Annotated in this window: 22 protein-coding genes and 1 tRNA gene; 7 read left to right on the top strand and 16 right to left on the bottom strand. The window is 45.0% G+C overall.

The window, feature by feature from the left end; genetic code table 11:
• Positions 1-148: 148 nt before the first annotated feature.
• A complete protein-coding gene (locus RAM70_RS13850; protein WP_190381242.1) occupies positions 149-1,624 on the bottom strand; it encodes a leucyl aminopeptidase in 1,476 nt (491 codons plus the stop codon).
• A 235-nt stretch (positions 1,625-1,859) separates the two neighbouring features.
• On the opposite strand from RAM70_RS13850, the gene RAM70_RS13845 reads away from it, so the two are divergent.
• Positions 1,860-2,099, top strand: coding sequence for a hypothetical protein (locus tag RAM70_RS13845; RefSeq protein ID WP_044034906.1), 240 nt, complete (start codon positions 1,860-1,862; stop codon positions 2,097-2,099).
• A gap of 59 nt (positions 2,100-2,158) precedes the next feature.
• Here RAM70_RS13845 and RAM70_RS13840 read toward each other — a convergent pair whose 3' ends face one another.
• From RAM70_RS13840 to RAM70_RS13810, 7 genes are all read right to left on the bottom strand, one after another.
• Positions 2,159-3,568 (bottom strand): NAD(P)(+) transhydrogenase (Re/Si-specific) subunit beta, encoded by a 1,410-nt coding sequence (locus RAM70_RS13840; RefSeq protein WP_045356525.1) that lies wholly within the window; start codon positions 3,566-3,568, stop codon positions 2,159-2,161.
• Positions 3,565-3,861 carry an NAD(P) transhydrogenase subunit alpha part 2 gene (locus RAM70_RS13835; RefSeq protein WP_002733247.1) on the bottom strand — a complete coding sequence of 99 codons (297 nt, stop codon included), beginning with the start codon at positions 3,859-3,861 and terminating at the stop codon, positions 3,565-3,567. Before RAM70_RS13835 ends, RAM70_RS13840 begins: the two co-directional genes overlap by 4 nt.
• Before the next feature lie 132 nt (positions 3,862-3,993).
• Positions 3,994-5,142: a Re/Si-specific NAD(P)(+) transhydrogenase subunit alpha gene (locus tag RAM70_RS13830; RefSeq protein WP_312674252.1), complete on the bottom strand. Its 1,149-nt coding sequence runs from the start codon at positions 5,140-5,142 to the stop codon at positions 3,994-3,996.
• Positions 5,143-5,497: 355 nt separating this feature from the next.
• Positions 5,498-6,472, bottom strand: coding sequence for a PspA/IM30 family protein (locus RAM70_RS13825; RefSeq protein WP_312674250.1), 975 nt, complete (start codon positions 6,470-6,472; stop codon positions 5,498-5,500).
• A 106-nt stretch (positions 6,473-6,578) separates the two neighbouring features.
• Complete coding sequence (locus RAM70_RS13820) at positions 6,579-7,352, bottom strand: PspA/IM30 family protein (RefSeq protein ID WP_312674249.1); 774 nt, start codon at positions 7,350-7,352, stop codon at positions 6,579-6,581.
• Between the two features lie 227 nt (positions 7,353-7,579).
• Positions 7,580-8,236, bottom strand: coding sequence for a PspA/IM30 family protein (locus tag RAM70_RS13815; protein ID WP_312674247.1), 657 nt, complete (start codon positions 8,234-8,236; stop codon positions 7,580-7,582).
• A gap of 22 nt (positions 8,237-8,258) precedes the next feature.
• Positions 8,259-9,149, bottom strand: coding sequence for a hypothetical protein (locus RAM70_RS13810; protein WP_312674246.1), 891 nt, complete (start codon positions 9,147-9,149; stop codon positions 8,259-8,261).
• A gap of 94 nt (positions 9,150-9,243) precedes the next feature.
• Between RAM70_RS13810 and RAM70_RS13805 the strand changes: the two genes are divergently transcribed.
• From RAM70_RS13805 to RAM70_RS13795, 3 genes are all read left to right on the top strand, one after another.
• A complete protein-coding gene (locus RAM70_RS13805) occupies positions 9,244-9,792 on the top strand; it encodes a DciA family protein (protein WP_312674245.1) in 549 nt (182 codons plus the stop codon).
• Positions 9,793-10,180: 388 nt separating this feature from the next.
• Entirely contained in the window at positions 10,181-10,456 is a 276-nt protein-coding gene (locus RAM70_RS13800; RefSeq protein ID WP_045356513.1) for a hypothetical protein, read from the top strand.
• A gap of 338 nt (positions 10,457-10,794) precedes the next feature.
• Entirely contained in the window at positions 10,795-11,793 is a 999-nt protein-coding gene (locus tag RAM70_RS13795; RefSeq protein ID WP_190380220.1) for a Gfo/Idh/MocA family protein, read from the top strand.
• A 6-nt stretch (positions 11,794-11,799) separates the two neighbouring features.
• Here the strand turns inward: RAM70_RS13795 and RAM70_RS13790 are convergent, their stop codons facing one another.
• Both RAM70_RS13790 and lgt read right to left on the bottom strand, forming a co-directional pair.
• Entirely contained in the window at positions 11,800-12,750 is a 951-nt protein-coding gene (locus RAM70_RS13790; RefSeq protein ID WP_002757675.1) for a branched-chain amino acid ABC transporter permease, read from the bottom strand.
• A 12-nt stretch (positions 12,751-12,762) separates the two neighbouring features.
• Positions 12,763-13,632 carry a prolipoprotein diacylglyceryl transferase gene (gene lgt, locus RAM70_RS13785; protein WP_312674241.1) on the bottom strand — a complete coding sequence of 290 codons (870 nt, stop codon included), beginning with the start codon at positions 13,630-13,632 and terminating at the stop codon, positions 12,763-12,765.
• A 73-nt stretch (positions 13,633-13,705) separates the two neighbouring features.
• On the opposite strand from lgt, the gene RAM70_RS13780 reads away from it, so the two are divergent.
• Positions 13,706-13,786, top strand: a tRNA-Leu gene (locus RAM70_RS13780).
• Between the two features lie 101 nt (positions 13,787-13,887).
• Here the strand turns inward: RAM70_RS13780 and RAM70_RS13775 are convergent.
• The 6 genes from RAM70_RS13775 to RAM70_RS13750 form a co-directional block, all read right to left on the bottom strand.
• Positions 13,888-14,520: a Uma2 family endonuclease gene (locus RAM70_RS13775; RefSeq protein ID WP_312674239.1), complete on the bottom strand. Its 633-nt coding sequence runs from the start codon at positions 14,518-14,520 to the stop codon at positions 13,888-13,890.
• Between the two features lie 65 nt (positions 14,521-14,585).
• The gene (gene clpB / locus RAM70_RS13770) at positions 14,586-17,204 is read right to left on the bottom strand and encodes an ATP-dependent chaperone ClpB (RefSeq protein ID WP_045356502.1); all 2,619 of its coding nucleotides are present in this window, start codon (positions 17,202-17,204) and stop codon (positions 14,586-14,588) included.
• 740 nt (positions 17,205-17,944) lie between these two features.
• The gene (locus tag RAM70_RS13765) at positions 17,945-19,846 is read right to left on the bottom strand and encodes a thiamine pyrophosphate-binding protein (RefSeq protein WP_312674237.1); all 1,902 of its coding nucleotides are present in this window, start codon (positions 19,844-19,846) and stop codon (positions 17,945-17,947) included.
• Between the two features lie 585 nt (positions 19,847-20,431).
• Positions 20,432-20,629 carry a hypothetical protein gene (locus RAM70_RS13760; RefSeq protein WP_008203353.1) on the bottom strand — a complete coding sequence of 66 codons (198 nt, stop codon included), beginning with the start codon at positions 20,627-20,629 and terminating at the stop codon, positions 20,432-20,434.
• Positions 20,630-20,660: 31 nt separating this feature from the next.
• The gene (gene def / locus RAM70_RS13755) at positions 20,661-21,236 is read right to left on the bottom strand and encodes a peptide deformylase (protein ID WP_045356498.1); all 576 of its coding nucleotides are present in this window, start codon (positions 21,234-21,236) and stop codon (positions 20,661-20,663) included.
• Between the two features lie 419 nt (positions 21,237-21,655).
• Positions 21,656-23,053, bottom strand: a complete 1,398-nt coding sequence (locus RAM70_RS13750) for a serine/threonine protein kinase (protein ID WP_045356496.1) — start codon at positions 23,051-23,053, stop codon at positions 21,656-21,658.
• A gap of 410 nt (positions 23,054-23,463) precedes the next feature.
• Between RAM70_RS13750 and crtE the strand changes: the two genes are divergently transcribed.
• The gene (gene crtE, locus RAM70_RS13745) at positions 23,464-24,393 is read left to right on the top strand and encodes a geranylgeranyl diphosphate synthase CrtE (protein ID WP_045356494.1); all 930 of its coding nucleotides are present in this window, start codon (positions 23,464-23,466) and stop codon (positions 24,391-24,393) included.
• 17 nt (positions 24,394-24,410) lie between these two features.
• Positions 24,411-24,863, top strand: a complete 453-nt coding sequence (locus RAM70_RS13740; protein ID WP_045356492.1) for a divergent PAP2 family protein — start codon at positions 24,411-24,413, stop codon at positions 24,861-24,863.
• The last annotated feature ends 58 nt before the right edge of the window (positions 24,864-24,921 follow it).

Raw genomic sequence — 24,921 nt, 5'->3', positions numbered from 1 at the left:
ACTTAATAAGCTGTTCGTAATTTAAATTGCTTGTTGAGACGAGGCAAGGGGCAACCCCCCCGACGTCGGGGGGGCAAGGGGGGGCGGCTAATCTAAGAATAAGCGGTTTAAATGCGTCTTAGCTTACCGCTTACCGATCACCGATAACTTAATTATTGGCCATCACCCAATTAACTAGAGTGCGGACGGGAAAACCGGTGGCCCCGGCATTATTAACGCCATTTTCCTTGTCGGACCAGACGGGACCCGCGATATCTAGGTGCAGCCAGGGAGTGTTATTAATGAATTGCTTCAAAAATAAAGCGGCTGTAATGGAACCGCCGGGGCGCGGGCCGGTGTTTTTCATATCGGCAATTTGAGACTTCAGCCCCTCGAAATATTTTTCTTCTAGGGGCATCGGCCAGAATTTTTCGCCGGCTAATTTAGCGGCCTCTTGGAGTTGATCAGCGAGACTCTCATCGCTACTCCATAAACCGGCGATATCGTCTCCCAAAGCAACGACACAGGCCCCGGTTAAAGTGGCTAGATCCACGATCGCATCCACCTCTAATTTTTCCGCAAAAACCAAGCCATCGGCCAGGGTTAATCGTCCCTCGGCATCGGTGTTATTGACTTCAATAGTTTTGCCATTAGAAGCGGTTAAAATGTCCCCGGGGTGCATAGCGCGACCACTAATCATATTTTCCGTAGCCGGACAGATAAAGTGTACTTCCACTTCTGGCCGTAATTGGGCGATCGCCTTGGCTGCCCCTAGGGTGGCGGCACCACCTCCCATATCCATTTTCATGGTTTCGATGCCACTGCCGGCCCCTTTAATATTCAAACCGCCGGAATCAAAGGTTAAACTTTTGCCAACGATTGCTAGTTTACGTTTCGGGGTCCCTTGGGGTTTATAGATTAAATGAAGGAATTTCGGGGGAATATCCGAGGCTTTGGCTACTCCTAAGAAGGCTCCCATCCCCAAGCTTTCGCATTCTTCCTGTTCCAGAATTTTCAGACTTAATCCGTATTCGCTGGCAATTTGCTCGGCGGTTTCTGCCATGGTCAGGGGGGTGACGGTGTTAGCGGGAGCATTGACTAATTCTCTGGCCAGAATCACCCCGGAACAGATTTGCTCGGCGTTAGCGATCGCCGATGATTGTTCTCCTAAACCCAATAACTCGACGGTTGCTAATTTGGCTCCTTTTTCCTCTTTAGTGGACTTGAAGCGGGTATCCTGATGATTGGCCAGTAGTAGTCCTTCCGTGATTGCTCCGGCGGTGGCGGACTGATCACCAACTACCGGTAAACTGATGGCCAGAGCTTGGCTTTTTTGTTGTTTGGCCAGACGAGCGATCGCGGCGGCCGCTAGACGCAGGGTTTGCAGGTCGAAATCGGCAGTTTTTCCCAATCCCACCAGGATTAATTTGCGAATCGGACCACCACCACCTAGACGAGTCGCCGCACTGCTGCCTAATTTTCCCTCGAATTCCGTCTCGGAGATGAGATCCCCTAGGTTTCCCCCTAGTTTATCGTTTAATTCTGCCAATTCTCCTGCAATCTCGATGGCTCCTTCTGGTAAACCTAGGGCTAAAGTATCTCCTGTCCAAGTAAGGAGCGAGGTGTCAGTCGATCGAATATCCATTCTTTATCTCGATAATTCTTTGCAAATTGCTTCTATTAATCACTATACTGTAAGCTCTATCAGTTATCATCGATCATCTGTTGAGGTTTAGTGGCTCCCTGTCAAGAATCAAGGTCTAGCTCTTGCTAAAATCATTGTCCCTGATTGCTGATGCTGACTGGGGATAACTGCCAGGGGTTCTACTACTTAGAAAAAAATTATCAAGTTTGTGTCGATCACTCAAGGAGAAATTTTTATGGAAATATCTCGTCCTAATCAAGTAGAATTAACCGCAGAAGAACAACAGGAACTAGAAAAGTTGCGAGCTATTATCGAACAGGCTAGTGTTGATGGCGTGATCACTCAAGGGGAAAGGGAAAGAATCGCCCTAGCTATGAGGTCTGATGGTAAAGTGACCCTAGAAGAATTAGAGTTAGTCAGAACTTTAATTACCGAAAAAGTGAGCAAAGGGGAATTAGTTCTGGATTATCTTTAAACTCTGGAAAATCAGATAAAAAAAAGACGGGGTTTTCACCCCGTCCTATTTGTCAATAATTATGACAAATCCTTGACTTGTGATACTAATTGTGCTACCACATCTTGAGCGCTACCAAAGAGCATAAAGGTTTTGGGATTGTAGAATAATTCGTTTTCTACCCCGGCAAAACCCGATCGCATACTGCGCTTAATCACGATCGTGTGCTGTGCCTTATCCACGTCCAGAATCGGCATTCCATAAATGGGACTAGCTTTATCGTGACGGGCAGCGGGATTAACCACATCATTCGCCCCAATAATTAACGCCACATCGACGCGCTCAAACTCAGGATTAATATCATCCATATCGTAGAGTTGCGGATAGGGAACATTAGCTTCGGCCAATAATACATTCATGTGTCCTGGCATTCTTCCCGCCACGGGGTGAATAGCATATTTAACCTCAACGCCATTTTTTTCCAACTGTTCGGCTAATTCTCGCACCGCGTGTTGTGCTTGGGCCACCGCCATGCCGTAACCGGGTACAATCACCACAGAACGCGCATAACCGAGCATCATTGCCCCTTCTTCTGAATCAATAGCATGAACCGATTTATCAAGGCTAGAAGTGGCGCTGGCTTCGCCTCCGGCACTAGCACCTGTACCGAATGCCCCAAATAGTACACTAGCCAGCGATCGATTCATGGCTTTACACATGATCTGAGTCAGGATAATCCCCGACGCACCCACCAAAGCACCGGCGATGATCAACATACTATTCATCAGGATAAAACCGACTACGCTGGCGGCAAGTCCCGAAAAAGAGTTTAAGAGGGAGATAACCACGGGCATATCGCCGCCGCCGATGGGAAGCACGAATAAAGCCCCGAAAATTAAGGAAAGTGCCACCAAGGTCAGGAAAACATCGATCGAGGTGGGATCAAAAAAGAGATAGACACTACCCCCTAAAAAGGTGAGTAGCAAGAGAATGTTAAAGGGTTGTTGGAAAGGAAAAGTTACGGGCGCGCCACTGATTAATTCCTGTAATTTGGCAAAAGCGAGGACACTACCGGTAAAAGTGACACCGCCGATCAATATACCCAAAATAGCGATCAGTATCGAGTCAAAGGCAATATTTTCACCACTTTGCAGTAAACGCCAGTATTCGCCAATGGCAATTAAAGCACTGGCAGCACCGCCTAAACCGTTAAAAATCGCCACCATTTGGGGCATAGCCGTCATCGGGACTTTTTGCGCCGAAACTAAGCCGATAATTGAGCCAATCACCAACGCTACGGCGATTAAACCATAGCTGAGGATTTCTTGATTGATTAAGGTGGCAATAACGGCGATTAGCATCCCGATGGCAGCCAGAAAATTGCCTTGACGGGCGGTAGCGGGGGAAGATAATTGTTTAAGACCGATGATAAATAAAATGGCGGCCAGTAGATAGGATAACTCGATCCCTGTGGTAAGGGCATTATTCATGATTTAGCCTCTTTTTTCTTGAACATTTGCAGCATTCGATCGGTAACGACAAAACCACCGACCACGTTAACCATCGCCAAAATAACGGCAATTAACCCTAAAATTACGGTTAATTCGTGCCAATCCGTGCCTCCGGCGATGAGGAGCGCACCAACAACGGCGATACCTGAAATTGCATTCGCTCCCGACATCAGGGGTGTATGGAGAGTGGGAGGGACTTTATTGATTACCTCGAAACCGACAAAGGAAGCGAGGACAAATACCACTAAAGCGGTTAAAAGTTGGGCAGTCATTGGTTAAGTAAAAAGGGGATAGGGTTTGGGGATTGGGGAAGTGGGGTGTGGGGTGTGGGGTGTGGGGTGTGGGGAGAATAAAGCTGCCTTCTGCCTTTTGCCTTTTGCCTTTTGCCTCCTGCCTCCTGATAGCTAAAAAGCTGATAACTGTTCACTGAGGGCGGATTTAATGCGTTGGTTGCGGATTTCGCCAGCGTGGGTGACACAGGCACTATTAATGATGTCATCGGCAAAATCGAGGTTTAAACTGCCGTCTTTGCTGACTAGAAGCTGTAGCAGCATTTGCAGGTTTTTGGCGTACATCTGGCTGGCATTGGTGGCCACTGTGGCAGGAAGATTAACGGCTCCGACGATTTTTACCCCATTTTCGATGATTTCTCGTCCCGGTTGGGTGTAGGCGCAATTTCCGCCCTGTTCCGCCGCTAAATCAACGATTACCGACCCCGGTTTCATGGTGGCGATCATTTCTTTGGTAACTAGCAGCGGGGCCTGTTTCCCCGGTACTTGGGCGGTGGTGATCACCACATCAGCCCGCTTAATTGGTTCCGTTAGGGCTTGACAAATGCGCTCCTGTGTGCTAAGAGAAACCTCTTTGGCGTAACCGTTATCGGCGACGGTATCTTCTTCTAGGGGCATTTCAATAAATTTCGCCCCGACACTCTGTACTTCTTCTTTGACTTGGGGACGAATATCAAAAGCCTCCACCACTGCCCCCAAACGGCGGGCGGTAGCGCAAGCTTGCAATCCGGCAACTCCTGCCCCCAATACCAGCACTTTGGCTGGGGCGATCGTACCGGCGGCGGTAGTCATCATCGGGAACATTTTCGGCAGCTCAACGGCGGCGAGGAGTACCGCTTTGTAACCGGCGAGGTTAGCCTGAGAGGAGAGGGCATCCATGCTCTGGGCGCGACTACTGCGGGGAATTAATTCCATGCTCAAAGCGGTGATCCCGCGCTCGGCTAATTTGGCAATGCGCCGGGGTTGACGCAGGGGATCGAGAAAGCCGATGAGGATACCACCATTTTTCAGGCGATCGATCTCGCTATCGCTAGGAGGGACGACTTTGAGAATAATATCAGCAGTTTCATAGATATATTCGCTGTTTTCGCTCAGGGCGGCTCCCACGGCACTATAGGCACTATCGGCAAAGTTAGCGCTAATTCCCGCCCCATTTTGGACAATTACCTCAAATCCCGCCTTGACTAAACGGGCGACGGTATCCGGCACTAGCGCCACCCGCGCCTCGCCTTGGTCACTTTCTTTGATTACGCCGATTTTCATGGCTGGGTTTCTCCTTAATAAGTCCTTCTCTTGTCTTATGCTGTTGGGGTAAGGGTTTCGTTAAATGCGATCGATCCCTTGGGATAATTTCGAGTCAAAATTGCTTTTCACTTCCATCCTAGCTATCCTCACCTTTCTGGCTCTTTTTCGGGCTGAATCTTAGGATTATCTTCAGAATTAAAGGGTTTTGAGCGCCATTGTTTGGGAATTTTTTTATAATGATGAGGTACAATATTTTCGTTTTATGGAACGCCGAAACGCTTAAGATTAGCTGGTCTTCGGTCGTAGATACCAGATTAAATTATACTTCATCTTTATGAGAAGGGCTGTAATACGTCTCGACAATCTCAAAGTTTTACAGTTCTTTTAACTTCGATCGCAATTCCTCTAATTCTGCATCCACTACCGAATCCCTGACGGTAGTTGCTGGGGGTAAATTGCTTTGATTAGAAGTTGTACCCGGTAATGCTCCCCCGGACATTTGTGCTTTTAGCAGTGCTAATTCATCATCCACATCGCTACCCGATTCTAGGGCAGCGAATTGATTTTCGATGCCGATGTTAACCAATTCACCGTCAACTTGACTACTGGATTCTAACTGGATAAATTTTGCTTCCATGCGCTCAAAAGCTGAACGGTAAATACTATTGTTCCCATTCTCAAAAATAGTTAAGTTTTTTTGTAAAGTATCGACTTGAGTTTTAATTTGTTCGATCTGACTTTTGATGATATTGGCGATATTAATATGATTCTCTTTTTGTCTAAAAGCTTCTCTAACAAGGGAATAATCTACTTCATATCTAGCTAATTTAGCTCTCCTGTCCCATTTTAAAATTTCCGCTAGTTCTTGATTATATTGTTGTTCTGCTCTTTTTTGTAAAGTGATTATTTCGGCCATGTCTAATCTTGGTAATTTCTTTTCGATTGCCATCCCGTCCAATTCGTCATAAATTTGACTAGGATCTTGCAATTGTCTAACTTTTCCCTCTGGGACTTCAAAAACCGCCTTGTCAATGCTAGTATCTATACTGCCGATACTTTTTTCGTTAATCTTTCTTTCTAAAATCGGCAATTTTTCTTTCAGTTTATCAACTTGGATATTCAGTTTTTCCAGTTGATTTTTAATAATATTTGCGGTATTAATGTGATGTTTTTTCTTTATATTAGCTTCTTGTGCCAGAGACTTATCACCTTTATCTAGAGCGAGTTTAACTCTTTCTTCCCATTTTAAAACCTCAGCTTGTGCTTGGTTGTACTGTTGTTCGGCTCTTTTTTGTAAGGCAATTACTTCGATAATTGAGGAACGTAAATTAGATAAATCATCCCGCATAATAGTGATGGTTAATTATGACTAGCAATTAATATTCCCTATCTCAACAACAAAATTAATAAATAGAGACGTACCGTAGATAGTACGTCTCGACGCTCTCAAAGTTTTACAGTTCTTTTAACTTCGATCGCAATTCCTCTAATTCTGCATCCACTGCCGAATCCCTGACGGTGGTTGCTTGGGGTAAAGTGGGTTGACTAGAAGCTGTACCGGGTAATGCTCCCCCGGACATTTGTGCTTTTAGCAGTGCTAATTCATCATCCACATCGCTACCCGATTCTAGGGCAGCGAATTGATTTTCGATGCCGATGCCACCCAATTCACCGTAAGCTTGACTACGGGCTTCTAACTGCATAACTTTTTCTTCCATGCGCTCAAAAGCGCCCACGGAACTGCTAGTATCGATACTGCCGAGGGTTTTTTGGATTTCTTCGTTAGCTTTTGCGGCTCTGGAGCGAGCTACTAACATATTTTTCTTGGTTTTTGCCTCAGAAATCTTACTTTCGAGCGCGATCAAGTTTTTTCTCAGACTATCTACCTGTACCGTTTGCTGATCCAGTTGATTTTTGAGAATGGCGGCGGTTTCTGTGCAATCTTTCTTGCGCTTAAGAGCTTCCCTGGCGAGATTTTCATCCCCTTTAGAAAGGGCTAATTTGGCCCTTTGTTCCCATTTATTGGCTTCTGACTGGTCTTTACTGTATTTTTGTTCCGTTTGTCGTTGTTCAGCGATCGCTCTAGCAACCGCTTGACGTACCTGTACTAGATCCTCTTGCATCTCACTGACAGCTTGTTCCAGCATTTTTTCTGGATCTTCAGCCTTGCTCACCATATCATTGAGGTTAGCTCGGACAACTCGGCTAAGGCGATCGAATAAACCCATGACGCTCTTGTTCCTCTCGGTGTGTACTAAATCAGTTAACTGTTCTTAAAATTTCCTATCTTGCCTAACGGCTTATTATCCAATATAAACCACGAGAGCTAGGATAGGGGATAGGAGTTAGGAGTTAGGAGTCAACAGTCAAGAGTCAGGAGACAGGAGACAGCTTTTTTCTCCCCACACCCTACACCCCACTTCATAATTCATAATTCATAATTTATAATTCCCTATCACCCATCCAAGTTTTCTTGTTTTAACTTGAGTAATTCGGCTTCAATTTGTTTTTGTCCCTCCAAATCTTGGAATTGTCGCTCTAAGGGGTCTTTATACTGGATTAAATCGGCTTGGGATTCGGCTTCTAGGACTTTTGCTTCTAATTTCTCGAAAATAGTCCCCATCTGACTGCTGTTCAAACTGCCCATAATTTCTTGAGCTTTTTGACTGGCACTCGCCGATCGCAATCTGGCCACATAAAGGCTTTTCTGTGCTTTCATCTCAGCATATTTGCGTTCAATTGTCAAGAGTTCTTTCTTTAATTTTTGTATAATAGCCGTCTGTTGTTGCAGGGAGATTTGTAGGGGGGCGATCTGACTTTGATAGGTTTGCCATTGGCTGAGAGCTTGGCGGGCGAGTTGCTCGTTACCGTGATGTAGGGCTAATTGGGCGCGTTCGTGCCAAGTTTGGGCCGCTTTTTCCTGTTGTTGTCGTTGGCGCTCGGTGCGTTTCTGGGTAGCGACGGCCGCCGCCAGGGCTTGTCGCATTTGTATCAATTCCCCTTCCATCTCCAAGATCGCCTTTTCCAGCAGTTTTTCTGGATCTTGGTTTTCCTGAATCAGACTATTGACTTGGGCGCGAATTGCTTGGCCCATGCGATCTAACAAACCCATTGCCGTCCTCCCGATACCAACCCTAATAGTTTACCGAAGTGCCGCTCCTATCAATAATGATAGAACTAGGGACGGGGGACTGGGAGGGATCGGCTGTTTCTGAAGGTGGCGGACTACTGGGAGAAGGGGCTACTTGTAATTCTGGCGGTAACTGTTTCATTAACTCCGCCGCATCCTGTGGGTTTTGATTGGCCAAGCGACGGGCTTTTTCCCGTTGAAAAAAGGGTAAATTAGCGGGTGATTCTTCTCTTTGGCGCAATTCCTCTAACATTCGTTCGTTAATGACCGCCGGAGAGGGGACGGGGGTGACTTGGGGCGGTGGTGGCGGTGGTGCGGAAACTAGGGAAGATACGGGCGGGGTAGCGGGGTCCGGGGGGGCGACGGGTAAAGATTGCTCGATCTTACTGACGGGTAATTGATGGGCCGGCATCAGGGACGGTGGCGGATTCGGGGGTAAGAGGGCATTAGTCAGATTTCTAGCGGTGGGGGGACTCTGAACCACTGGTGGGGCGGTAATATTAGTTATCGGGCTAGTTTTAACGGGAGGAGCGGGAATATTAGCGATCGGACTGGTTTGAGGAGTTTTCTGCACTGGACGAGCGATCGCTATCAATCGATCGAGGTGGCGGGAGTTATTTTTGCGATGCCCCAGCAGGGAATTCTCAGCTTTCCTCGGGGTGGGGGGGGTGGTGGTTAACCATTGATTGAGACTGAGGAGAATATTAGCAATTAAAAAGATCGCCATTGCCCCGATACCCCAAGGGGTAAAAAAGACATCTTTAGCTGGGGGATAGACGTTAATAATAGCGGCTTCCAGGTGTTCTGGTTCCTGAGCGGGATCAATGGCTGAACTGGGTTGATGGACGATCGAGAGAGGGGAATCTTGGGGGGATGGGGATTGATCGGATTTCATGGCGGATATCTAGGGCAAGGATATTAAAGGTTATGCTGAAAAGTTAGCAGGTTTTTTCGTCCCAGTGTAGCGTGGTATCCCCTAGATTTTCCAGATGTCTTTACATTCTCTTGCCAAAATTTTGGCGACTATTACTCAACAGGCGGGTTGGGAAGAATATCGCCACTATGATCAAGTGCTGCAATTATGGCCAAAAATTATTAATCCCCGTCTGCTCGAGCAAACCCGGCCTTTTTCCCTCAATCGCGGGGTTTTATCGGTGGCTACCAGTAGCGCTGCTTTAGCACAGGAATTGTCTTTACAACGCTATAGCTTATTAAAACGGCTTAATAGTAAGTTAGAGACTCCCTTGAGCGATATCCGCTTTTCTGCTGCCCGTTGGCAGCAAGATAGTCAGTTAATTCCGCTAGAAGCGATCGCACCTAATTCCCTCAGAGATCATCCTAGTTATGTTGTCCCAGAAAAACCGCCAGAAAATCCCCAGCAACCGGACGGTTTAGAGAGTTGGAGCCAGAAAATAGTTCATAGAACCCGATCTTGGCCGATTTGTCCTCGTTGTCAGTCTCCCAGTCCCTCCGGAGAGCTTGAGCGTTGGCAATGTTGTGCTTTTTGTTTTGCCCAGTCGGGCGGAGTAAAAGATTAAATTTTTTTATAGTCTTGTGGAAAGAGTGGTTTTGAGTCAGGAATCGATTTGCCGATCTTTTCTGTCTTAATTGAACCTGTATTTATCAATTCTGTCTAGTTAAGGCTTGATCCCCGTTCTGTTATTGCTGATACTAGACCCAATAACATCGGACACAACTGAGTTAAACTCTTCAGTTTTGAGACAGTGCTGCTTTTTGCAAAGTAACTATTAAAAGATTCTAAAAATAAAATTTTTTTTGGGGATCACTAGAAACTATATGGCATATCAGTTCTAGCTATGCTAGTCAGGAAAATACCCTTGGCACAGGGTAGGACAATATTACACAGAGCAAAAAGAGAGTCATCCCTTGAGTTCCTTATAATCATCTTCCTTTTAAAGCCAACCCATGCAAGCCGCAAACTTTCTTACTTCTTCCTGTCGATACTGCCGATACTATCAAACCCAAGGTCGGCGCGGTGGCACTTGTCAACAACTAGATGTTCCCGTCGAAGCTCATTGGAAAGCCTGCGCTCTAGCGATGCCTCCTTTTAGTACTGAATGGCAACAACTCAATCGGGTGGTTAGTTTAGAACAGTCTCTAGAATTAACCTGTACAGTGTCGCCAACTCCCGTGGTGGTTTCCCCTAGTCGTCATGCTCCCCGACAACCGATCGCGGTTTAGAAGATCTGGGGCCTAAACAGGAGCAAAAAATTGGCGTTGCCCATTTAAAATATGAATTCACCCTCCCACATCTTTTAGGGCGCTATTTTTGAGATAATAGATGAGTTAATTGCCAAGATAAAGCTAGGAAAAGCAGAATTGCTGTAGAAAGTATTCAGGAGACGGTATTCAGGAGTTGAGAGTTGGGGTTTTAGGGTTTTGGGGTATTAGTTGAAATTCCCCTATCTCCCCACTCCCCTATCTCCCCACTCCCCTATCTCCCCACGCCCCGCACCCCGTACCCCGTACCCCGTACCCCACACCCCACACCCCACTTCCCGATAATTAATGTCGCCAGAATGCCCCCGATGACTTCTAATCATCCCCTGAAAATTGGTATAGTTGGGACAGGGTTCGCCGCTCAACGTCGCGCTGAAAGCTGGCAAGCCGATGATCGCGCCCAGCTTCTGTATGTTAGCGGTAATAGTCCCGAATCGATCGCTAATTTCTCGCAAAAATACCAAATTTCTGCCCTAGATTCGGCACTAAGCCTTGCCAGCCATCCCGATCTCGATCTGATTGTCATTGCCAACGTTAATCAGGCCCATGCCTCGATCGCCCGTACGGCCTTAAAATCAGGTAAGCACGTTATCGTCGAGTATCCCCTGGCTTTCCACCCGGCGGCGGCAGCAGAATTAATCACCCTAGCCGAAACCGAGAAGAAATTACTGCACGTCGAACATATTGAACTTTTGGGGGGACTGCATCAAACCCAACAGCAGTATTTAGCCACCCTCGGCAATATCCATCTAGCCCGTTATACCACGATCGTCCCAGGCAGACCGGCACCCCGGCGCTGGACATTTCATCGGGATTTATTCGGGTTTCCTTTGATTGCGGCCCTTTCTCGTATCCATCGCTTTACTAATTTATTTGGGGAAGTGGAGTCCGTATCCTGTCATTGTCGTTATTGGAATGCCCCAGAATCCGATTATTTTCTGGCCTGTTTGTGTGAGGCGCAGTTATTATTTAAAAATGGCCTAATTGCCGAAGTTACCTACGGCAAAGGCGAAGTTTTTTGGCAAAGTGAGCGAACTTTCACTATTCATGGTGAGGGGGGTAGCTTAATTTTTGAAGGAGAAAAAGGGCAGTTAATTAATAGTGAAGGTAGCCAAGCTTTAGAAGTGGAAACCCGTCGCGGTCTTTTTGCCAAAGATACCGCCATGGTGCTAGATTATCTGTTCGATCGGGTTCCTCTCTATGTTACTCCCCAAGCCAGTCTTTATGCCCTAGAAGTGGCTTATGCTGCCTATCAATCTTCTTTGTCGGGAAAAACAGTTTTTCTCGGGGCCAATTAAACCGACTTAGACTTTTTGAATTAACTTTCTGCCTAGTAAACCCTGGGGACGAACTAACAACATAATAAAGAGAATAGCAAAAGCTATCGCCTCTCGATAACCAGAATATTCTGCGGGAACAAAAGCTTCGGCAATACCCAATAATAAACCACCGATGACCGCTCCGGGGATACTTCCCAATCCCCCTAAAACGATCACTCCTAAACCTTTTAATCCGAAAGCAATACCGAAATAGGGACCGGCGATACTAACACTAGAACCGACTAAAGTTCCTGCTAAACCTGCCAAGGCACCACTAATAAAAAAGGTAATCACGATAAATTTTTCGGGATTGATCCCCAACAAACTGGCAGTGGTGACATCTTCAGCTACCGCTTGTAAAGCTTTGCCCATTTTGGTGAAATTAACCCAATAAGTCAGTAAAGCTACCATCACTGCTGAAACCAGAAAAATAATAATCTGAATTGTGCGAATTGCCACGGGGCGATCGGCTGTACCAAAATTAATTGCGGGGGGAAGATTGCCATAAATCCCATCGGGAAAAGTATAAATTTCTGCCCCGAATAAGTATTGAATGACATTGACAATCACCACGGCTGCTCCTAGGCTAGAAACCAAGGTTAAGAGGGAATCGGAACCCCTTACCCGGAGAGGTTTAAAGGCCAATCTTTCCAGAAGAACCGAGGTGAAACCTGAAAGGATACAGCCTAGCAAGAGTGCTAAAAAAAAGGGTAAGGAAAAGGGTAATTTGGCATTAGCTAATAAACCATTAAAACCGAAAACTCCCCCCGCTAGAGCGTAGGTAAAATAGGCTCCGAGGGTAAAAATTGCGCCATGGGCAAAATTGATAATTCCTAGAATGGAAAAAATCAAAGTGTAACCGAGGGCAAAAATAGCATAGACACTACCGATCGATAAACCGTTTAAAACCTGTTGAAAAATCGTTACTAGATCCATTGTCAGGGTTGGCTAGGGTAACTTTTGATTATAACTGACGGTCGCCACCACATCCGGTAAAGGACGCTGCAGTTTATATAACCAGAATAAACCGAAAAGACCGACAGCGATCGCTCCTAAACTAATTATTTGCGCCATTTTCAGAGGTCCAAACATTAAACTATCGGTGCGTAGTCCCTCGATCCAGAATCTACCTAGACTGTAGGCGATAAAATAGACTAGGGTAAGGGTGCCAATTTTTAATTTACTAGGGTGTTTTAAACCCCAGAAAAATAGATAGATGAGTAGGGCAAAAACTGCCAGATTCCAGAGAGATTCGTAGAGAAAGGTGGGGTGAAAATAATCGACGGTGATATATTCTAAAGGACGACTAGCCGGAGGAATAAACAACTTCCAAGGTAAATTAGTCGGACTGCCAAAAGCTTCCGAATTAAAAAAGTTACCCCAACGTCCGATCGCTTGACCGAGAATAACTGAAGGTGCCACCAGATCGAGTAATTGCCAAAGAGAAACCCGATTAATGCGAGCAAAGATTAGGGCTGCCAGCAAACCCCCGATAATTGCCCCGTGAATAGCGATACCTCCCTTCCAAATGGCGATAATATCGGCAGGATTTTGCGCGTATTCTTGCCACTGAAAGAGAACATAGTACAGACGGGCTGCAGGTATAGCCCCCACTACTAACCAAATGGCCAAATCAGCGATTAAATCGGGATTGATCGCTCTTTTTTGGGCTAGGTACTGGGAGAGGGTGACACCCAATAATACCGCCATAGCAATCAGAAATCCATACCAGCGCACCGAAATCGGTCCGAGCACCGGAATCGGTCCGATCTCCCAGAGGACGGGGCCGGGAGACTGAAAGACAAAACCTAAGAGCATAAAATTATTAAGAATAAAAAATTTTATCTTTCCTATAGTATCTTATGCTATGATCAAATACGGTAATACATTTGCGGATGTGGCGGAATTGGTAGACGCGCTAGATTTAGGTTCTAGTGTCTTTGATGTGTGGGTTCGAGTCCCTCCATCCGCATTAACCCTGGGGTCGATGAAGTGTAACCTAATTTGGTATTGACGACCGACGACCCAAAAGGAAAACTTGTTAATTTCCATTTTTGAGACTCCGGTTCAGATTTATTTTTTCAACTGACTTCTTACCCAATTCCGAAATGCTTTGACTAACTCTAGGTAATCCAATGTTTCAGCTTGTTGTAAAAATATAGCAATTTCTAAGATGGGTAAATTAGGAAAAAATCGACTGGTTGGGGAAGTTATATAAGTGCCATTTTGTAATTGTTGGATGACCAGAGATTCCCCATTATAAACCCAAACCTCTGCCACGCCTAGATCTGCATAAACCTGAAGGCGATTTTGAGAACTGCTGGTGACATCAATTTCTATGACTAAATCCGGTGCTGGGTCTTCATTTAAGTCCAGTCGCTTTTTCCCCCGAACCGCATCAATATTATCAATGTAAAAACATTCATCTGGTTCTGCACCACTTAATTGAGGGCGTTTAAAGGTGGTAGAACCGAGGGGATAAATCGGGACTGTTGATTCTTCCGCTAGGGTTTCGACAAAGCGACCGATGAGTGTTTTACTAAATTCGTGTCCGGTCGAAGGAGCCATGATTTCTAAATTGCCACGATTGTAGGTCAGCCGGAGACGGCGATCGCTCATTTCTTCCAGCAGCGTTTCGTAGGTTTTCCAGCTAATCCCGGACAGGTGAATTATTTCAGCCGGTGGTGCGAACAGTGTTAAAGTCATAGATTCAAGCAAAAATCCCCTGCTTCCATAATAATCAAAGGGTGAGCATTGCCCACCCTTGCTAATTAAGCGGTTACTACCTGGGAAGCTAACCGTTTAAAGGTCAATCTTTCATCGGCCACATCGACAAAAATCGTGTCTCCCCCTTTGAATTCGCCGCGCAGAATTGCCTTAGCGATCGGAGTTTCCACATATCTCTGTACTGCCCGTTTTAAGGGTCGCGCACCGTACACTGGATCGTAACCAATTTCTGCTAGATAATCGAGGGCAATATCGGCAAATTTCAGGGCTAATTTTTGTTCCATCAAGCGGTCGCTGAGATTGGCTACCTGTAGTTTGACAATCGATCGCAGTTGCGCTTTTTGTAAACTATGGAAAATGATCGTTTCATCGATACGATTGAGGAATTCGGGACGGAAACTATTCCGCATTGCTTCCATCACCCGCGCCTGCATTTCCTCGTAACGAGACTCATCACCAGCCACGTCTAAAATGTATTGAGAACCGATATTACTGGTCATAATAATGATGGTATTTTTGAAATCAACCAGATGACCTTGAGAGTCGGTTAAGCGCCCATCGTCAAGGATTTGTAACATAACGTTAAAAACGTCGGGATGGGCTTTTTCAATCTCATCAAAGAGGATGACAGAGTAGGGACGACGCCGGATTGCCTCGGTTAATTGTCCCCCTTCATCGTAGCCGACGTATCCCGGAGGCGCGCCCATGAGACGGGAAACGCTGTGTTTTTCCATGTATTCCGACATATCGATGCGAACTAGGGACTCTTCCGTGTCAAAGAGATTGCGCGCTAAAGCTTTCGCCAATTCTGTCTTACCAACACCCGTCGGACCGAGGAAAATAAAGCTGGCCGTGGGACGGTTGGGATCCGATAAACCGGCGCGGGAACGTTGAATCGCTTCGGACACGGCTGTGACCGCTTCTTCTTGACCGATGACACTTTCGTGTAATTCCTCTTCGAGATTGAGGAGTTTTTCTTTTTCCGATTCGATTAATTTATTGAGAGGAATTCCCGTCCATTTCGAGATAATTTCGGCGATATCCGATTCGAGAACTTCTTCCCTTAATAAACTTTTACCGGTGGTTTGTTTGTCGGCCAATTGAGTTTCTAGGGCGGAAATTTGCCGCTGCAGATCGGTTAATTTTCCGAACTTTAATTCTGCGGCGCGATTATAATCATAATCTCGTTCGGCCTGTTGAATTTCCAGATTAACTTGTTCGATCGCTTCTTTAACCCCACGAACTTTATCGATAATCTCTTTTTCCCCTTGCCATTGGGCATTTAATCCCGATTGTTCTTCCTTGAGGTTAGCCAGTTCTTTTTCTAACTTTTCTAACCGTTCCCGCGAAGCTGGATCGTATTCCCGTTGTAGGGAAAGTTTTTCCATTTCTAATTGGAGAATTTTGCGATCAATTTCATCGAGTTCTTCCGGTTTAGAGGTGATTTCCATCTTCAATTTGGCTGCCGCTTCATCAACTAAATCAATGGCCTTATCGGGCAAAAAGCGATCGCTAATATAACGATTAGAAAGCAGTGCCGCCGCTACTAAAGCATTATCGGCAATTTTTACCCCATGATGCACCTCATAACGTTCTTTAAGACCGCGAAGAATCGAAATAGTATCGACCACATTTGGTTCATCTACTAAAACCTCTTGAAAACGTCTTTCTAACGCCGCATCTTTTTCGATATATTTGCGGTATTCATCGAGGGTAGTGGCCCCAATACAACGCAATTCACCCCGGGCTAACATTGGTTTTAATAAATTGCCCGCATCCATTGCCCCTTGAGTGGCTCCCGCACCGACAACGGTATGAATTTCGTCAATAAACATGATGATATTGCCTTGGGAATCGGTGACTTCTTTGAGGACAGCTTTTAATCTTTCCTCAAATTCCCCGCGATATTTTGCTCCCGCAATTAAGCCACCTAAATCGAGAGAAATGAGAGTCCGGTCTAACAGAGATTCTGGCACATCTCGGTTAATAATCCGCTGGGCTAATCCTTCGACAATGGCCGTTTTTCCTACTCCCGGTTCCCCGATTAAAACTGGGTTATTTTTAGTCCGACGCGAGAGGATCTGAATCGTGCGACGGATTTCGTCATCCCGTCCAATTACGGGGTCTAATTTACCTTCCCGTGCCAATTGGGTGAGATCCCGTCCGTATTTTTCTAGGGCCTCGTATTTGCCTTCTGGATTCTGATCGGTCACTTTTTGACTACCTCTAACTTGTTGAATAATTTCCTTGAGTTTGCTTTCGGTAAGTCCGAATTCTTGAAAAATATTTTTACCGAAGCGATCATCTTTAGCATAACCTAAAATCAAATGCTCGATCGAGATAAAGTCATCTCCAAATTCTCGGCGATAATTTTCCGCTCGATCGAGTAAACTATCTAAACTACGACCTAAATAAATCGAGTCGCCGGGGTTAGAGATTTTTGGTTGACGACGGATAAAGTCATCGGTTCGATCCCGCAAACGGGCTAGACTAATATTAGCTTTACTAAAGACACTGCCCGCTAATCCCTCCTGTTCGAGAAGGGCTTTCATTAGATGTTCGCTTTCGATTTGTTGCTGGCTGTTCTGTTTGGCAATGTCCGGCGTTTTGACAATTGCCTCCCAAGCTTTTTCTGTAAATTGTTGTGGATTGGTTGGCTGCATTTTCTATAAGAGATTACTTTTATACCCTAGAGATTATTCTAGATTGACCGGTTTGTCGGCTCCTAGGGGCTTACCGTACCTAGTTCAGGGGGATTTCCCCTTAATGTGCGATTTAAGCGGCTAAAGTTTCAAGTTTATAAGCTGTCAGGGATTTAAACTGCGTCTTGGAAATTTTAGTACAAATGCTCGGATTCTCAACCAAGCTAAAATCTTAATTATTAAAGATGTCCAGTGATTACTGATTACTGATGACTGTTTACTGATGACTGATTACTGATTACTGTTCGGGTGCATCCCACATTTGCAGAAATACCGACAATCAGCAATTATCAGTGACTCTTAAATTAGTACAAAAATATGAACAATTGCGTGTAAGCATCTCACAGTTAAGCTAATGCGCTCCGGGGTTTGGGGGCGGCACTTCGACAAGGCTCAGTGGCCCCGCCACGCCTCCAACGGGGGGTTTGGGTAGGGTTGATTCATGAATCAACCCTACCATGAATTAACCCTACCATGAATTAACCCTACTATGAATCAACCTACTATGAATCAACCTACTATGAATCAACCCTAGGGGTTTGGGGGGTTCTACCCCCCAAAGGCTTGGATTGAGTGATAAAACCGAAAGTAACGCCCAATTTTAGGAGAAAGTTTCCCCTGAAAAATCCCAAATTAGTAGATTTACAAAAATGAGATGCACCCCTACTGTTCACTGATTAAAGCCCACCCGAAAATACTATCTAAGCGATTAAAGATTTAACTTTACTAATGATACCAACTGGGTCAATACCTTGGTGGGGAAATTGTTCCCATAAACCGCCACAACCTTCATGGTGAGTACCGATATAGGCGTATTTAGGAGTTAAACCGCGTTCGAGTAACCAAGAACCATAACGGCTACCTAAACCCGTGCGACGGTTAAATGCTTCTACCACTAAAACAAAGGGAGAATTACCAACTTTAGCGATAATTTCTTCATCCACTACATTGAGAGTCGGTTTATTAATTAAACCCACGTCAATACCTTCTTGTTTTAGACGTTCCACTGCATCTAAAGCGCGGTATAAACCATCGCCAAAGCTGATGATATAACCAGCAGTGCCTTCCCGAATTACTTCATCTTTTCCAGAGACAAAGGTATAACCATCGCCAAATAAATTATTGCCTTTAGTATCAAGAATATTGGGAGTTTTAGAACGAGTCGAGAAGATAAAACGTAAACCGGGTTGATGGAAAGTTGCCTCGACACAAGCGGTCATTTGTGCCGCATCGGCTGGGAAATAAAGACGGGTTTCGTAACCGTCATCTAGTCCATTATCGGCAAAGAAATTATTCAAACCAAAGTGACAGGTATTATCCGCCATGTCATCGATACCAGAATGGGAAAAATGACATAAAAGATTAGAATAATTCAAGCGGGCCATGGTGATTTCAGAAATACACATTTCTAGAAAAGCGGCAAAGGTGGCGAAAATTCCCTGTTTACCTTTTTCCATACCAAAACCAGCGGCTGCCGAAAGATTGCCCCGTTCCATAATACCGGAAGGAATAAACACTTCGGGATGTTTATCGTGGATAATTTTCAGACCGCAGGAACCCTCTAAATCGCTATCTACTACTAATACCTTAGCCTTGCGTTCTTCTTCGCTCATTTTGCCTAAAAGACTGACTACCGCTTCGCCGAAAACGTTGCGGTTAGAACCCCATTTATCCCCAGAACCGAGGAATTTATAGTCATTAGAAGGCTTCTTAATACTGTTGAGATATTCCACGGCGGCACTGTGTCCTTTTGCCTCTAAATATTTCAAAGCCAAGGGAACAGAAATCACATCATGGCCGTGGTTAGAACCTTCTAAACCTTCAATTCCAGGACACATGGGACGTTTATTAATAATTGCAATCGGGCCAGGAGTATTAATTGCTTCACAGATATTGCGATACAAACTATCGATATCTTCCCCATCTCCCACTAACACTTTTACGCCATGGCCAGTGAGAGTTTTAGCCACATCATAACCGGGTAAATATTTGGAAGGATTACCTGCAATCGTCACATCATTATCATCAATAATTAGCTTAACATTGATGTGTTGAGCCACGGCTAAACGGGCAGCTTCCGCGTCATTGCCTTCCTGTTGAGAACCATCGGAACCTAAACAAAAAACGGTTTTTCCGGGGTTAGCTAAAGCGACACCGTTAACGTAGGGCCACATATGTCCTAAACGGCCAGAACTAAATTTTACGCCGGGGGTTAATCCTAATTCCGGGTGTCCGGGGAGTTTAGAATTGGCCTCGCGGTAGTGCATTAATTGTTCTGGGGGTAAAGAACCTTCTAACGCAGACATGAGATATTGAGTACCGACGCGGTGTCCCGCTTCATCGAAGAAAATTGGTACAAATTGACTAGGTTGACTGCGGAAAAGAGCATCGAGAATCACCACTTCCGGGACGGTATCGTAGGGGCCGCCGGTGTGACCACCCACACCCCGGGCCGCACCCGTGGCAGTAAAAAAGATGATAGCATCGCGACACAGTTGGATATTGGCTTTTAGGGCGCTTCTTTGGTCGTCGGTGAGGGTGGGGTTACTGGGGTCGAGACTGATGGGTTTATAGGCGCTCAAATCGATGGGAAAGGCTGTCATCGTAGATTTTCCTTACTGTAGAGAAATAACTATAGTCAGGGAAATCATAGCCTAGAATGTCACCCGATCGATTGATTGAATAATTTCTTATCATAGATGCCCCAAACAAAAAACGAGTGCCTAAACCCTAATAACCCACATTCCGCACCCTCAACTGTCACATAAGCTGTCCCGCTCCAGAGGCTTGAGTAAAAATACTTAGAGAGTGAGGCTTTTTTGGGTACCCGCAAGGGGGTATTGAGAGCCCTAATTAGGAGAAAATAGGAATTGTTTGACCCCTCTCGCGGCGGGCGTTGTTGTTCCATGACTCAATCAACAGAAATTGAAGTTCAGAATCTAGACCATCTAGGATTGGTAGCCGGAATTATAGATGAAATAGGAGGAGACAGGGGGGAAATCTTTACCTAATCAGATTTTCACCTGGCGGCATATAATTGATTGTCATAAAAGATGATAAAATCCTCAAAAGTAGTAACTTTTTCTGGCAATTTGCCCTGTAATCAAAACGAACAAAAGAGAGAATTTACTTCTCTCTTCTGCTCATGAAAATTATGCCAATTTTTCGATAACCGAGGGGAATTTATTCTATTTGTAATTGGCTCTCGTGTCTTTAACCGCCGCCCAAAAAAATAGGGCTGTTAATGGTATGCTTGCCGCTAGAATTAAGCCAGTGGTGGTATTGCCTAAATCTGGTTCTCCTGAACTAATTTCAAAGACACAACCCACACCAGCGATCGCTGCAATACAGGATAATAACAATAAAACGCCGCTTTTTGGGGTCATCTTCACTCCTCGCCTCAATTAACTAATGCCTTTATTTTGACACTTTCTCGACGGGTTTCACCGCTTGCACGGAAAAACCGTGTTTTTTTAATTCTTCATTGAGTGCCAAATCGTTATCTACTCTATCCACGAACATGACACCATTAAGATGATCCATTTCGTGTTGAATTACCCGCGCTAGTAAACCGTTAGCTTGCAGTTTTCGCGGTTTGCCCTGTTCATCTTTATAACTCACTTCGATCGATTGGGGACGGATGACATCTAAAAACACATCGGGAATACTCAAACAACCCTCCTCCGCTTTGCACAATTCCCGACTATAACCGATAATTTGGGGATTAATCAGAATTAGTGGCGTATTTTCGGGTTTATCAGGTTCACAATCGATGACAATCAATTGTTTATTGACTGCCACTTGCGGGGCTGCTAACCCGATACCATTGGCACTATACATAGTTTGCAGCATTTCTCTGGCTAATTGACGAATGCTGTCATCGACTTTAGCAATCCGCTTGGCCGGTTGACGCAGGACTCGATCGCCGAGATAATGCAGTTCTAAAGGGGGTTTTTCTAATTTGCGTTTTTCTACGGTAATAGTGGCGCTCATAAACTTAATTATCGATGGGATGCACAATTTTGATCTTAGTCACTGGCTCTGGGGCATTTCTCAGGAAAAGGGAGAAAAAAGCCGAGACTCTTCATAAAATTTTACACCGATCACAGACAGTTCGTCCATATCAGGGGGAGGGAAGTGGGAAGTGGGAAGCTTTTTCAGTTATCAGTAAGCAGTAATCAGTAATCAGTGGGGGAGTGGGGAGATTTTTCAGTTATCAGTAAACAGTAAACAGTAATCAATGAACTAAAAACTCAAATCTGAGCACTGGTAACTGATAACTGATAACTGATTCAAGGCTGATGGCTGTAAGATTACTTATTAAGTACCTAAGCAAAATTAATTACACATATCTAACTACCTCTTGCCTTGTGCCTGTTGCCTTTCCTAACCAGGAAATTAATTTTGCACAGCTACTTATTAGTAATTGGCATTCCTAACCATTGGCTTAATTCCGCCGCTAACCATTCAATTTCGGGTTTACTCAGATAGGCTTTTGTCTGACTGCTAATAGTATATTCTTTAGTCCCTGCCCAAATAGTTAAAGCCATCGGTACATAAACTCGATCGCCATCGTCATCTTTGGTATGATAACTATCAGCTTTCACCAGTTTATTAATATGTTCCCGTGCCATTTTCTTTTTACCCGGAAGTGTCAAACCCCAAATTCGCTGATAGGCAACAATTTCTTCCCTATCAATAGTGATAATTTCCTCCCCTTTGAGACAATAAATAATCCCGCCAAGCATTCCTAAACCCACAAACCAAAAAGGCAAGGAAAAGAGCAGAAAAAACCAACTCATCCACAGAGGAATAGAAATGGCTCCTCCTGTCCATACTAATAAAAAAGCGTTCCAAGCAATGGCAAAGGTTCCGGGAAAAATTAATTTAGGGGTAAAACCTTCGGGGGGTAAAAATATTTTAATTTTCTCCTCGTTTTTTTGCAATTGTACCCGACTCCCGGAGGGTTTTTCAAGGTTTGAGGAAGTTAATTGCATTTCGTGGAGAGTATTTAAAGCTTGATTTGCCGCCTGTGCTGAAATAAACCTTTTTTCGAGACTAGGTTCGATTAGCTGCCCTAACCAATGAACAAAAGCAGGGCTTAAATTAGCTAAATTATTTAATTGAATTTTGCCATCTTTCTGCGGTAAATCGGCGGGATGAATGCCTGTAGCTAGATAGATTAAAGTGGCTCCTAAACTGTATAAATCAGAAGCGGCAACGGTGCGACCACCGAATTGTTCGGGGGGCATATAACCGTAGGTTCCGACAATAGTTAAAGTGGCCTGTTCCTGTTGGGCAACAGTCTGGACAGAACCAAAATCAATTAAATAAACATTGCCGATACTATGGCCCGAGCGATCTTTTAATAAAATATTACTAGGTTTCAAATCCCGGTGGATAATTGGCGGGTTAAGTCCATGGAGATAAATTAAAATACCTAGGATATATTTAGCTAATTCTTGCAGGTCTGCTTCACTAAATTTGCGACCAGTTTCTATCTGTTCCTTGAGAGATTTAGCCTCGATATAACTCTGAACAAGGGCAAAACCTTGATAGGTATCGGTGCGAACTTCAAAATAGTCGATATATTCAGGAATCGAGCGACAATCTAGATGTTTAAGAGTTTCGGCTTCCCGTTCAAAAAGTTTTAAATCTGTCCATTCAAAATCGGGACTGAAGATTAATAATTTGACGACAACAGTAGCGCCCGTTTTTAGATCTTGGGCGAGAAAAGTGCGTCTTCCGGTTTGTTTACCTAACTGACTTTGAATTTGGTATCGATCGCCTAAAATTTGCCCTGTCAGCATACAATATATTCCTAGGAGAATCCTACTTCTAGGCTAATCGAGAAATTTCCAAACCGCAAGCTAAGAAAACGGAAGTTTGACCGAATCATCAAAACTTTAGCATTTCCCCTGATAACTGCGGTGAAATTCAATTATATCGCCCGTTTTTCGCCAATTCCTGGACCAGGCTGAGGGAGGTATTTTTTCAGGTTAAAAGAGAAAATAGGCATCAGAAAAGAAAATTGACCTCTCTCCGTCTGGAAAACTTTAGTACAAATGCTCAGACTGTCAACTCCGGCATTCCCATGCAGTCTGAAGGGGTAATTTAGATAGTCAACAGCTTAGGGGACAAGGGAGCAGTCAGTTTAATTCTGATCGAGGTGGAGTTTCCTGATATAGTTTTAAAAGCAGTCGGTTCAAGACAAAAAGACATGGTTACTAGGGGCGAACAAGGGGTAGAAGTGAGGAAAAACGAGAGCTTTTCTCTGGCTTCCTATCTGGAGGAAAAGCGGTTAATTGTCGAGTCAGCTTTGGATAGCTCTTTAGTTATCGGCAATCCTGCCAAAATCTACGAGGCGATGCGCTATTCTCTCCTCGCCGGTGGCAAACGTCTGCGGCCGATTTTATGTCTGGCTACCTGTGAACTGATGGGCGGTTCCCTAGAGATGGCTTTACCCACCGCTTGCGCCCTAGAAATGATTCACACTATGTCATTAATTCATGACGATTTACCCGCCATGGATAACGATGATTACCGACGCGGGAAATTAACCAATCATAAGGTTTTTGGCGAAGATATCGCTATTTTAGCTGGGGATGGTCTCCTGGCCTACGCTTTCGAGTATGTGGCTACCCAGACTCGTAATGTACCTCCTGTACAGATTTTAGAGGTAATTGCCCGTTTAGGTCGCACTGTCGGGGCAGCGGGTTTGGTGGGAGGTCAGGTTTTAGACTTGGAATCCGAAGGAAAACCCGATATTTCGGCGGAAACTCTCGGTTTTATCCATACTCACAAAACGGGGGCCCTGTTGGAGACTTCTGTGGTGTCGGGGGCAGTTTTAGCGGGGGCAAAAGCGGAAGATATAGCTAAATTAGACCGTTACGCTCAAAATATTGGCTTGGCTTTCCAAATTATCGATGATGTTCTCGATATCACGGCGACAATGGAGGAATTGGGCAAAACCGCCGGTAAGGATCTACAGGCACAAAAAGCTACCTATCCTAGTCTCTGGGGGATAGAAGGATCCCGCCAGCAAGCTCAACAGTTAATAGACAGTGCCATCGGTGAATTGAGTAGCTACGATGAGGCCGCTGAACCTTTACGGGCCATCGCCGAGTATATTGTTAATCGTAAAAATTAAATTAAACGAATGAGATTATGCAGGACTTCGAGCAGGTGTTACACAATCAAATACTGCTAGTCTCTCTTTTAGCTTGTTTCACTGCCCAGGGACTAAAAGCGCTGATTGAGTTAATCCGGGATGGTAAGGTGAGTCTGCGCTATCTAGTCTCGTCGGGAGGAATGCCTAGCGCTCACTCGGCGCTGGTGGGAGCCTTGGCTACTGGGGTAGGATTACAGATGGGTTGGTCTAGTCCCGAATTTGCCATCGCCGCGCTTTTTGCGGTTATTGTTATGTATGATGCGGCCGGAGTGCGTCAGGCAGCCGGAAAACAGGCCCGGATTCTCAATCAAATTATCGATGAAATGTTCCAGGAGGGCAAGGAATTTAACGAGGAACGTTTAAAGGAATTAATTGGTCATACTCCTTTTCAAGTGCTGGTCGGTTTAAGTTTGGGTATCGGTATCGCCATCGTGATGCTCTGTCGTTAATTGAGGTGTTTTCTGGGGTTGAGATAAACTAGATTTAATAACTAAAATCCGGGGTAAT

This window comes from Microcystis wesenbergii NRERC-220 (assembly GCF_032027425.1).
In the GTDB taxonomy this organism is placed as follows: Bacteria; Cyanobacteriota; Cyanobacteriia; order Cyanobacteriales; family Microcystaceae; genus Microcystis; species Microcystis wesenbergii_A.
The sequence above is the reverse complement of the archived record's forward strand: the minus strand, read 5'-3'. Positions and strand labels throughout refer to the sequence as shown.

Excerpts from the sequence above, each read along its gene's own strand:
- RAM70_RS13845 (WP_044034906.1), top strand. The coding sequence starts at position 1,860 with ATGGAAATATCTCGTCCTAATCAAGTAGAATTAACCGCAGAAGAACAA.
- RAM70_RS13830 (WP_312674252.1), bottom strand. The coding sequence starts at position 5,142 with ATGAAAATCGGCGTAATCAAAGAAAGTGACCAAGGCGAGGCGCGGGTG.
- crtE (WP_045356494.1), top strand. The coding sequence starts at position 23,464 with ATGGTTACTAGGGGCGAACAAGGGGTAGAAGTGAGGAAAAACGAGAGC.
- RAM70_RS13750 (WP_045356496.1), bottom strand. The coding sequence starts at position 23,053 with ATGCTGACAGGGCAAATTTTAGGCGATCGATACCAAATTCAAAGTCAG.
- RAM70_RS13795 (WP_190380220.1), top strand. The coding sequence starts at position 10,795 with ATGCCCCCGATGACTTCTAATCATCCCCTGAAAATTGGTATAGTTGGG.
- RAM70_RS13775 (WP_312674239.1), bottom strand. The coding sequence starts at position 14,520 with ATGACTTTAACACTGTTCGCACCACCGGCTGAAATAATTCACCTGTCC.
- RAM70_RS13810 (WP_312674246.1), bottom strand. The coding sequence starts at position 9,149 with ATGAAATCCGATCAATCCCCATCCCCCCAAGATTCCCCTCTCTCGATC.
- RAM70_RS13740 (WP_045356492.1), top strand. The coding sequence starts at position 24,411 with ATGCAGGACTTCGAGCAGGTGTTACACAATCAAATACTGCTAGTCTCT.
- RAM70_RS13835 (WP_002733247.1), bottom strand. The coding sequence starts at position 3,861 with ATGACTGCCCAACTTTTAACCGCTTTAGTGGTATTTGTCCTCGCTTCC.
- RAM70_RS13850 (WP_190381242.1), bottom strand. The coding sequence starts at position 1,624 with ATGGATATTCGATCGACTGACACCTCGCTCCTTACTTGGACAGGAGAT.
- clpB (WP_045356502.1), bottom strand. The coding sequence starts at position 17,204 with ATGCAGCCAACCAATCCACAACAATTTACAGAAAAAGCTTGGGAGGCA.
- RAM70_RS13820 (WP_312674249.1), bottom strand. The coding sequence starts at position 7,352 with ATGGGTTTATTCGATCGCCTTAGCCGAGTTGTCCGAGCTAACCTCAAT.
- RAM70_RS13815 (WP_312674247.1), bottom strand. The coding sequence starts at position 8,236 with ATGGGTTTGTTAGATCGCATGGGCCAAGCAATTCGCGCCCAAGTCAAT.
- RAM70_RS13790 (WP_002757675.1), bottom strand. The coding sequence starts at position 12,750 with ATGGATCTAGTAACGATTTTTCAACAGGTTTTAAACGGTTTATCGATC.
- def (WP_045356498.1), bottom strand. The coding sequence starts at position 21,236 with ATGAGCGCCACTATTACCGTAGAAAAACGCAAATTAGAAAAACCCCCT.
- RAM70_RS13825 (WP_312674250.1), bottom strand. The coding sequence starts at position 6,472 with ATGCGGGATGATTTATCTAATTTACGTTCCTCAATTATCGAAGTAATT.
- RAM70_RS13765 (WP_312674237.1), bottom strand. The coding sequence starts at position 19,846 with ATGACAGCCTTTCCCATCGATTTGAGCGCCTATAAACCCATCAGTCTC.
- RAM70_RS13800 (WP_045356513.1), top strand. The coding sequence starts at position 10,181 with ATGCAAGCCGCAAACTTTCTTACTTCTTCCTGTCGATACTGCCGATAC.
- lgt (WP_312674241.1), bottom strand. The coding sequence starts at position 13,632 with ATGCTCTTAGGTTTTGTCTTTCAGTCTCCCGGCCCCGTCCTCTGGGAG.
- RAM70_RS13805 (WP_312674245.1), top strand. The coding sequence starts at position 9,244 with ATGTCTTTACATTCTCTTGCCAAAATTTTGGCGACTATTACTCAACAG.
- RAM70_RS13840 (WP_045356525.1), bottom strand. The coding sequence starts at position 3,568 with ATGAATAATGCCCTTACCACAGGGATCGAGTTATCCTATCTACTGGCC.
- RAM70_RS13760 (WP_008203353.1), bottom strand. The coding sequence starts at position 20,629 with ATGACCCCAAAAAGCGGCGTTTTATTGTTATTATCCTGTATTGCAGCG.